The organism is Longimicrobium sp. (assembly GCF_048594345.1).
In the GTDB taxonomy this organism is placed as follows: domain Bacteria; phylum Gemmatimonadota; class Gemmatimonadetes; order Longimicrobiales; family Longimicrobiaceae; genus Longimicrobium.
In genome coordinates, this window is the sequence record NZ_JBMDXM010000042.1 from 1 (window position 1) to 7,484 (window position 7,484).

Annotated in this window: 12 protein-coding genes and 1 tRNA gene; 8 read left to right on the plus strand and 5 right to left on the minus strand. The window is 68.7% G+C overall.

Annotated elements, in window-relative coordinates; all coding sequences use genetic code 11:
- The 7 genes from ACOJUJ_RS04590 to dut form a co-directional block, all read left to right on the plus strand.
- A partial coding sequence (locus ACOJUJ_RS04590) for a hypothetical protein (RefSeq protein WP_420125673.1) occupies window positions 1-1,073 on the plus strand: 1,073 nt, incomplete at its 5' end.
- Between the two features lie 421 nt (window positions 1,074-1,494).
- Window positions 1,495-2,205, plus strand: coding sequence for a ribose-5-phosphate isomerase RpiA (rpiA, locus tag ACOJUJ_RS04595; RefSeq protein ID WP_420125674.1), 711 nt, complete (start codon window positions 1,495-1,497; stop codon window positions 2,203-2,205).
- Window positions 2,202-2,891 (plus strand): ribulose-phosphate 3-epimerase, encoded by a 690-nt coding sequence (gene rpe / locus ACOJUJ_RS04600; RefSeq protein ID WP_420125675.1) that lies wholly within the window; start codon window positions 2,202-2,204, stop codon window positions 2,889-2,891. The genes rpiA and rpe overlap by 4 nt, the downstream gene beginning before the upstream one ends.
- 63 nt (window positions 2,892-2,954) lie before the next feature.
- Window positions 2,955-3,036: transfer RNA gene (locus ACOJUJ_RS04605), tRNA-Leu, on the plus strand.
- 115 nt (window positions 3,037-3,151) lie between these two features.
- A complete protein-coding gene (locus ACOJUJ_RS04610; RefSeq protein ID WP_420125676.1) occupies window positions 3,152-3,628 on the plus strand; it encodes an FKBP-type peptidyl-prolyl cis-trans isomerase in 477 nt (158 codons plus the stop codon).
- Between the two features lie 376 nt (window positions 3,629-4,004).
- Window positions 4,005-4,601 carry a hypothetical protein gene (locus ACOJUJ_RS04615; protein WP_420125677.1) on the plus strand — a complete coding sequence of 199 codons (597 nt, stop codon included), beginning with the start codon at window positions 4,005-4,007 and terminating at the stop codon, window positions 4,599-4,601.
- Window positions 4,601-5,044 carry a dUTP diphosphatase gene (dut, locus tag ACOJUJ_RS04620; RefSeq protein WP_420125678.1) on the plus strand — a complete coding sequence of 148 codons (444 nt, stop codon included), beginning with the start codon at window positions 4,601-4,603 and terminating at the stop codon, window positions 5,042-5,044. Before ACOJUJ_RS04615 ends, dut begins: the two co-directional genes overlap by 1 nt.
- Window positions 5,045-5,230: 186 nt before the next feature.
- Here dut and ACOJUJ_RS04625 read toward each other — a convergent pair whose 3' ends face one another.
- From ACOJUJ_RS04625 to ACOJUJ_RS04645, 5 genes are all read right to left on the minus strand, one after another.
- A complete protein-coding gene (locus ACOJUJ_RS04625; protein ID WP_420125679.1) occupies window positions 5,231-5,386 on the minus strand; it encodes a hypothetical protein in 156 nt (51 codons plus the stop codon).
- 43 nt (window positions 5,387-5,429) lie between these two features.
- Window positions 5,430-5,603 carry a hypothetical protein gene (locus tag ACOJUJ_RS04630; RefSeq protein WP_420125680.1) on the minus strand — a complete coding sequence of 58 codons (174 nt, stop codon included), beginning with the start codon at window positions 5,601-5,603 and terminating at the stop codon, window positions 5,430-5,432.
- 43 nt (window positions 5,604-5,646) lie between these two features.
- A complete protein-coding gene (locus ACOJUJ_RS04635; RefSeq protein ID WP_420125681.1) occupies window positions 5,647-5,793 on the minus strand; it encodes a hypothetical protein in 147 nt (48 codons plus the stop codon).
- Window positions 5,794-5,872: 79 nt separating this feature from the next.
- Window positions 5,873-6,046: a hypothetical protein gene (locus ACOJUJ_RS04640; protein WP_420125682.1), complete on the minus strand. Its 174-nt coding sequence runs from the start codon at window positions 6,044-6,046 to the stop codon at window positions 5,873-5,875.
- A gap of 74 nt (window positions 6,047-6,120) precedes the next feature.
- Window positions 6,121-6,294, minus strand: coding sequence for a hypothetical protein (locus tag ACOJUJ_RS04645; protein ID WP_420125683.1), 174 nt, complete (start codon window positions 6,292-6,294; stop codon window positions 6,121-6,123).
- 483 nt (window positions 6,295-6,777) lie between these two features.
- Between ACOJUJ_RS04645 and ACOJUJ_RS04650 the strand changes: the two genes are divergently transcribed.
- The coding region (locus ACOJUJ_RS04650) for a rod shape-determining protein (protein WP_420125684.1) at window positions 6,778-7,484 on the plus strand (707 nt) is incomplete at its 3' end.

Consider the following 7,484-nt stretch of genomic DNA (forward strand, 5'->3'; position numbering starts at 1 on the left):
TCTACGGCGGCGGCGCGTGGAGCACGGACTGGTTCGAGATCGGCGAGAACGGGTTTGCGCCCGAGCTGTCGCCCATCTTCGGCGCCACGGCCGCGTTCTTCTTCACGCCCACGATCGGCCTGCGGCTGCACGGCGCGTACATGCCGCAGCACATGCCGGAGAACGAGGACGTCAACGGGGCCGATTTCGATTTCGGCTACGTCGTCAACAGCTGGCTGTACGACCTGGACCTGGTGCTCCGCCCCTGGATCGCGCGCGACGCGGGTGGCTGGATGTCGTCCGCGTACTTCTTCCTGGGCGGCGGCGGCTACACGGCCAACATCGCGGGTGAGTCCAACTACCCGGGCTGCCTGAATCTGGACGGCTGGCTGGCCAACGGCGTGTGCGTGAGCGACCGTCCCAGCCTGGCCACGACGGGCCAGGGCGTGGTGGGCTTCGGTGTGGACGCGTTCCCCATCGGCAGCTCGCTGGCCCTGTTCCTCGAGGGCGCGGTGCACGGCTACGACTCGCCGGCGCATGTCAACGAGAATGCGCAGAACGCCGAAGACAAGATCACCTTCACGCCGCGGCTGGTGCTGGGCCTCAAGGCCATGTTCGGCATCCTGATCCCGGCGGTCGCGCCGCCCCCGCCGCCGCCGCCGGTGGTTGCGCCGCCGCCGGTGGTCGCGCCGCCCCCGCCGCCGCCGCCGACCGTGACGACGCGCGACATCCGGGTGTGCGTGGTGGAGAACGGGATGCTGCGTGAGATCACCGCGGTGTACAACACCCAGACGGGTGACACGACGGTCGCCGGCCAGCGGATTCCGGCCACGACCGGGTACGCCGGTGGTGCCACGTGGTACATCAACAACGAGCCGATCACGGTGAACGGGCGCCGCTACGTGCGCTACGGGCTGCCGCGGGTGCTCGGTGTGAACGAAGTGACGCGTACGGCCGACTACATGGGTGTCTCGGTGTTCTCCGAGGCGGGTGCCCAGGGTACGCCGGAGGTGCTCTACATCCCGGTCCGTCCGGGCTGCGAGTTCCAGCCGTACCAGCTCGAGGTCAAGGCCGGCGGCGTGCGCGGCGAGTAATCGCCGAACACCTGCCGGGCAGGACGGGAGGGGCGCCGCAAGGTGCCCCTCCTTTTTTGTGTGATGGTGTGATGGTGTGATGGTGTGATGGTGAGCGGGTGAGCGGGTGAGCGGTGGATTCGAATGCCTGTCGCTCGCGCCTCCCTTCGAGGCGCGCCGCCCCGTCGCCGACGCGAGCGGTTGAAGCTCCATCCGGCGAGCCCAACGAGCCTGAACGTAGCTTGTCGCTTTCCCAACACCGGGTTTACGCGCTCATCCCCCGCCGCGGCGATCCGCAATTCGCGCTTGGCGGCTGGATGCATGGCGAGGCTACGCATCCCAATCCATCGATATCGCCGGTTCGCCAAATCACCGGCCGGATGATACGTTCTGCCCCTTCGAACCGCCGATCCCCCACCCGACCGCAGAGGAGCAGACGCCGGTGCACACCACGAGCGATACCGAGGCGCTCAAGCGCGCGGCGGCCGAGCGGGCCGCGGAGTGGATTCGCGACGGGATGACGCTGGGGCTGGGCACCGGCTCTACCGTGCGCCACCTGCTGGACGTGATCGCCGAGCACCGCGCCGCCGGCCAGTGGTCCGGCGTGGTGGGCGTACCCACCTCCGAAGACACCACCCAGCGCGCTAGACGGCTGGGGATCCCGCTGGCCACGCTGGACGAGCGGCCCCGGATTGACCTCACCATCGACGGCGCGGACGAGGTGGATCCCGAGTTGCGGCTCATCAAGGGGCTGGGCGCCGCGCTGCTGCGGGAAAAGATCGTGGCCGCCGCCTCTCGCGAGCTGGTGATCGTGGCTGACGACACCAAGGTGGTGGACCGGCTGGGGACCAGGGCGCCGCTGCCGGTGGAGGTGGACCCGTTCGGCGCCGCCGTGCAGCCGGACTTTCTGCGCTCGCTGGGCGCGGACCCCGTGCTGCGCGTGCGCGACGGCCGGCCGGTGGTGACGGACGGCGGCAACCTGATCTACGACTGCCGCTTCCCCGCCGGCATCGCCGATCCGGAGGCGCTGGAGATTTCGCTGGCGCTGCGCGCCGGGGTGGTGGAGACGGGGCTGTTCCTGGGGATGGCGACGGCCGTGGTCATCGCGGGGAGCGGCGGCGTGCAGGTGCGGGAGCGGGAGGGCGCGCGATGAGCCGCGTAAAGATCGCGCCCTCCATCCTTTCCGCGGACTTTACGCGGCTGGGCGAGCACATCCGCGAGGCGGAGCAGGCGGGGGCCGACTGGATTCACGTCGACGTGATGGACGGTCACTTCGTCCCCAACATCACCATCGGCCCGCTGATCGCGGCGGCGGCGCGGCGCGCCACCACGCTTCCCATCGACGTGCACCTGATGATCGAGCGGCCGGAGCGGTACCTGGCCGACTTCGCCAAAGCCGGCGCCGACTACCTGACGGTGCACGTGGAGACCAGTCCCCACCTGCACCGCACCATCCAGCAGATCCGCGAGCTGGGGGTGAAGCCCGGGGTTACGCTCAATCCGGGGACGCCGGTGGACACGCTGGTGGAGGTGCTGCCGTACGTGGACCTGGTGCTGGTGATGTCGGTGAACCCCGGCTTTGGCGGACAGTCGTACATCCCCACCAGCACCGACAAGATCGCCCGCATCCGGCGCATGCTGGACGAGCGCGGGCTGCACCACGTGGAGCTGCAGGTGGACGGCGGCGTGGCGCCCGATACGGCGGAAGAGGTGGTCCGCGCCGGCGCCACCTGCGTGGTGGCGGGCTCCGCCGTCTACAACACCAGGGCGTCGGTGCAGGAGAACGTCCGCCGCCTGCGCGAGGTGATGGACGCCGCCGGCGGGCGCGGAAGAGCGTAGACCCGGGGCCGGCGTCCGTTTATCTTATCAGCCGTGGCTCGTCCCGCCGGGGACGATGCCCAGGCTTGGGTGGTGGAATCGGTAGACACAGGGCACTTAAAATGCCCCGGCGCGAGCCGTGCGGGTTCGAGTCCCGCCCCAGGCACCTGGTTTTGCCCCGCTGTCCTCATCCAGGGCGGCGGGGCGTTCTCGTGGGCGCGTGAATGCGTTATCTTTGCCGCGCGACCGGCCGTAACCATCATCGACCAAGTGAGATGCGAATGCGACGTGTTTTCCGCGCGCTGCTGTGCGCGCTTCCCCTGCTTGCCGCCGCGGCGTGCGGCGACGCCTCGGGCCCCAGCGATCCCGACCTTGCCCAGGTGAACTTTGCGCCCGCGCTGGGCGTGGACATCGCGACCATGACGCGCGTGGGCGACGGCGTGTACGTCAAGGACATCGCCGTGGGCACCGGCGCCGACGTGGGTCCCGGCCGCGTGCTGGGCGTTCGCTACCAGGGGTGGCTGGCCGACGGCACCCGCTTTGACCACAACGATCCTCCCCGCGCCATCTTTCAGCTGGTGCTGGGCCAGGGCCGCGTGATCGAGGGCTGGGAGCAGGGGCTGCTGGGGATGAAGGTGGGCGGCAAGCGGCAGCTGGTGATTCCGCCGTCGCTCGGCTACGGCACGCAGGCCAACGGCCCCATCCCGGCCAACTCCGTGCTGGTGTTCCAGGTAGAGGTCGTCAGCCAGTCCAACTGACGACGGCGGGCTGATGAAAGACGGAGGGGCGGAGACCGATCGAGGTCTCCGCCCCTTGTCTTTTGATCCCCACCCTCGATGGAACAACGCGTTGCCCGCCGAATCACCTCGTCGAACTCCGTTGAGTCCGTGTGATGTGATACCGAATCCGGCAAAACACCTCACCTCACGTCGGACTACTGAAAACAGAGGTCAGGGTACAGAGGGGCAGAGAACAGCCAGAGGAACAGAGGAGGAATGCGGATCACCTCATAAGGATAAGGATAAGGACGCCCGACAGTACCCGCGGGTTGTCGGAAACGCGGCGTCTGGCCATCTTTGTCGCCCCCGCGCGTCCACCGCCGCACTTCATCCCATCCGCAGCTCCGGAGTCTTCGTGCCGATTCGCTCCTTCGCCGCCGTGCTGGCGGTGCTCGTCGTTTTCGCCGCCGCGCCGGCGGATGCGCACGCGCAGGCGTCCGCGGCCCAGGCGCCGGGGGCGCAGGTGACGGGCGCCGTGGGGTTCGACTGGGGGACCACGCGGGCCGCCATCGTCGCGCAGCGAGGCGCCGCCTCCATGGAGCAGCCCGACGCCGAAGGGGTGGCCGCGATGGTGTACGATGACCGGGTGCTGGGGCGCGAGATGGTGGCGATGTTCTTCGTCCATCCGCAAATGGGGCTGATGCGCGGCGGGTACATGGCGCCGGTGGAGAACGCGGCGGACTGCGGGATCGTGCTGCGGCTGCTGGACAACGTGGTCAGCCGCCGCTACCCGCGGCTGGAAGCGCAGGAGCGCACGGTGGGCGACGTGGGGAGCGACGCCTGCGCGGCGGCGCTGGCCAGCCGTGGCGGCTACATGAAGGTATGGACCGACCCCGCTAACCATGCGCGCATCATGCTGATGATCCTTCCCGGCGCCGACGGCCCCATGCTCACCTACAGCACCGCCGAGGCGGACGCCTGGGAGCGCCGCAAGAACGACGCGAGGTTCTGATGGCCGACCGGGTGCGCTTCCGCCGGCTGGAGCACAACCCCGACCTGCCGCTTCCCGCGCGGCAGACGCCGGGGTCGGCGGGGTACGACGTGGCGTCGGCTGAGGCGGACTTTGTGCTGGGGGCGGGGGAGCGGCGGCTGGTGGCGACGGGGCTGGCCATGGAGCTGCCGGACGACGTGGAGTGCCAGGTGCGCCCACGCTCCGGCCTGGCGCTGCGGCACGGCGTCACCCTCCCCAACTCGCCCGCGACCATCGATCCGGACTACCGCGGCGAGCTGAAGGTGATCCTGTGGAACGCGGGCGACGAGGCGGTGCCCATCCCCCGCGGGACGCGCATCGCGCAGCTGGTGTTCGCGCGGTTCGTGGCGCCGGAGGTGGAACAGGTGGAGTCGCTGAGCGAATCCGGCCGCGGCGCCAGCGGCTTTGGCTCCACGGGGCGCTGAGAGCGGATCCGCAAGAGAACAGCCTCACGCGGAGACGCGGAGGGCGCGGAGGCGCGGAGTTACGGAAGAGATTTTCAGCGCCTCCGTGTGTTTATGCGCGGATCGGATCGGTTGGATCGACAGAGAACGGGCCCGGCGGAAACGATTCCGCCGGGCCCGTCGTGGTTCCGCGTGCCCCTCCGCCGCTCAGGAGCAGCGGGGCGGCAGCGAGAACGGATCGCAGACCTCCGGGCGCGTCGCGAAAAGCTCGTGCGCCTGCACCGTGCCCGCCTGCCCATCCGCGCGATCGGCGGTGAACGACTCCACCGCCAGGGTTTCCAGCTGCAGCTTCAGCTTCTTCATCGCTCGCTCCTGGGTGGATGGTGGGGAGGATCGCCACCCTGCGTCACGCCCTGGGCGTGCAGGGGCAGTCGTACGTCATCCGGGTCAGCAGCGGGCAGGTGGCGTACGGGGGCGTGGGCTTCATCTCCCCCTGAACCGTCCCGATCTCTTCCGCGATCTGGCTGACGGGGAACGACTCCACCGCGAGCTCGTCGGCGTGCAGCTTCAGCTTCTTCATCGGTTCCTCCCGGGGTGATGGCGAACGCCGCGCGACCAGCCGGTCACACGATCGGGGTGCAGGGACAGTCGAACGTCATGCGGGTAGGCTTGAACTCCTGCCCGTGAACGGTGCCGGCCTCTCCCTCCACCTCGCTGATGGGAAACGACTCCACCGCCAGCTCCTGCACCTGCAGCTTGATCTTCTTCATGGCTCGTCCGATCACTAATAGGGTAAGGATGCACCCGGCGGGCGCCGGGGGTGTGGGCCGCCTGCCTGGCCTCGTCAGCTCAGGGCGTGCAGGGGCAGTCGGTCGGCTTGGTGAGCAGGCACGGCTTGCAGGTGAAGTACGGCGGCGTGGGGATCAGCCCCTGCCCGTGAACCGTACCGATGCCGCCATCTGCGTCACAGGTGGGGAACGACTCTACCGCCAGCTCCTCCATCCGCAGCTTCAGCTTCTTCATGGGGTGTCCAATCGCTCGGGGGATGAGGTGTGCCCGGCCGAACAGGGCCGGGCACCGCGTGGCCCGCGTCCGCCTCAGATCATGGGCGTGCAGGGACAGCAGGTCAGGTCCGTTTTGAGGGTGGGGATGCAGAGCGGCTTGGCCGTCGCCGCGTGCGCATCCACCGTTCCCCGCCCGGACTCCGCCGTTTCGCCCGTGTGGAAGGTGTCGACCTCGAGTTCGTCCAGCTTCAGCCGCAGCTTGCTCATGGGCGTGCCCCGGGTAGAGGATGGATGCGGACGATGCGCCGCCGGAGTGCAACGGCGCAATGTGCATGCATTCTAAACCAGACAAGAAGTTTCGTGCAAGTCCTTTCGTGGCGAGGGCAGGGCATTTTTCGGCATCCATCCCGACGCCGGGACGCAGCGTTTTCGCAGGCAACGACAGGGGAAATCGGGAGATTGCGGGGTGGCGGATCCCGTGCTCTTGCGCAAATCTGAAACGGTAACAGATTTCACGCTCCTTCCCACGCGCGACGTTTCCGGAAACACCCGCCCACCCCCGGCATGGCGCCTGCATCTGCACGCGGCGGCCGAGGGCGGAGGCATGGTCGTTCGGGTTGCGTATGTGCGTGGGGCGGCCTAGCTTTGCCGACTTTCGGCAACCCCACCTCGTAACCGACACGGGCGGCGCGCCGCCCGAGGCGTCCGGAGGCCGCACCGGCCCCCGGCGAGAAAGCTCAGACGGACGACATGGCCTTTCGCTGGTTTCGCTCGGGCAGCTTCATCCCGGTCAACGACATCGCCGTAGACCTGGGAACCGCCAACACCCTGGTCTACGTCAAGGGCGAGGGGATCGTCCTGAACGAGCCCTCGGTGGTGGCCATGGAGAAGGCCACCAACAAGATCAAGGGTATCGGGCTGGAGGCCAAGCGCATGCTGGGCCGCACCCCCGAGGGGATCACGGCGGTGCGCCCCCTGAAGGACGGAGTGATCGCCGACGTGGACGTGACGGAGATCATGCTCCGCTACTTTCTGGAGACGGTGACCAGCAAGCGGTTCCTGAAGCTCAAGCCGACGGTTGTCGTCGGTGTGCCCAGCGGCATTACCGAGCTGGAGCGGCGGGCGGTGCGGCAGAGCGCCAGCGCGGCGGGGGCCAAGGAAGTGTACATGGTGGCCGAGCCGATGGCGGCCGCCATCGGCGTGGGGCTGCCGGTGGAGACGCCCACGGGCAACATGGTCATCGACATCGGCGGCGGGACGACCGAGATCGCGGTGATCGCGCTCAGCGGCATCGTCTGTGATACGAGCATCCGCGTGGGGGGCGACGAGATCGACAACGCCATCGTCACCTTCATGCGCAAGAACTACAACCTGATGATCGGCGAGGCCACGGCCGAGGCGGTCAAGATCCAGATCGGCAGCGCGTACAGCACCGGCGACGAGCGCGAGATGGACGT

What these genes read in the sequence shown, in the direction of transcription:
- rpe (WP_420125675.1), top strand. Translation starts at nt 2,202, where the DNA reads ATGAGCCGCGTAAAGATCGCGCCCTCCATCCTTTCCGCGGACTTTACG.
- ACOJUJ_RS04610 (WP_420125676.1), top strand. Translation starts at nt 3,152, where the DNA reads ATGCGACGTGTTTTCCGCGCGCTGCTGTGCGCGCTTCCCCTGCTTGCC.
- dut (WP_420125678.1), top strand. Translation starts at nt 4,601, where the DNA reads ATGGCCGACCGGGTGCGCTTCCGCCGGCTGGAGCACAACCCCGACCTG.
- ACOJUJ_RS04625 (WP_420125679.1), bottom strand. Translation starts at nt 5,386, where the DNA reads ATGAAGAAGCTGAAGCTGCAGCTGGAAACCCTGGCGGTGGAGTCGTTC.
- ACOJUJ_RS04630 (WP_420125680.1), bottom strand. Translation starts at nt 5,603, where the DNA reads ATGAAGAAGCTGAAGCTGCACGCCGACGAGCTCGCGGTGGAGTCGTTC.
- ACOJUJ_RS04635 (WP_420125681.1), bottom strand. Translation starts at nt 5,793, where the DNA reads ATGAAGAAGATCAAGCTGCAGGTGCAGGAGCTGGCGGTGGAGTCGTTT.
- ACOJUJ_RS04640 (WP_420125682.1), bottom strand. Translation starts at nt 6,046, where the DNA reads ATGAAGAAGCTGAAGCTGCGGATGGAGGAGCTGGCGGTAGAGTCGTTC.
- ACOJUJ_RS04645 (WP_420125683.1), bottom strand. Translation starts at nt 6,294, where the DNA reads ATGAGCAAGCTGCGGCTGAAGCTGGACGAACTCGAGGTCGACACCTTC.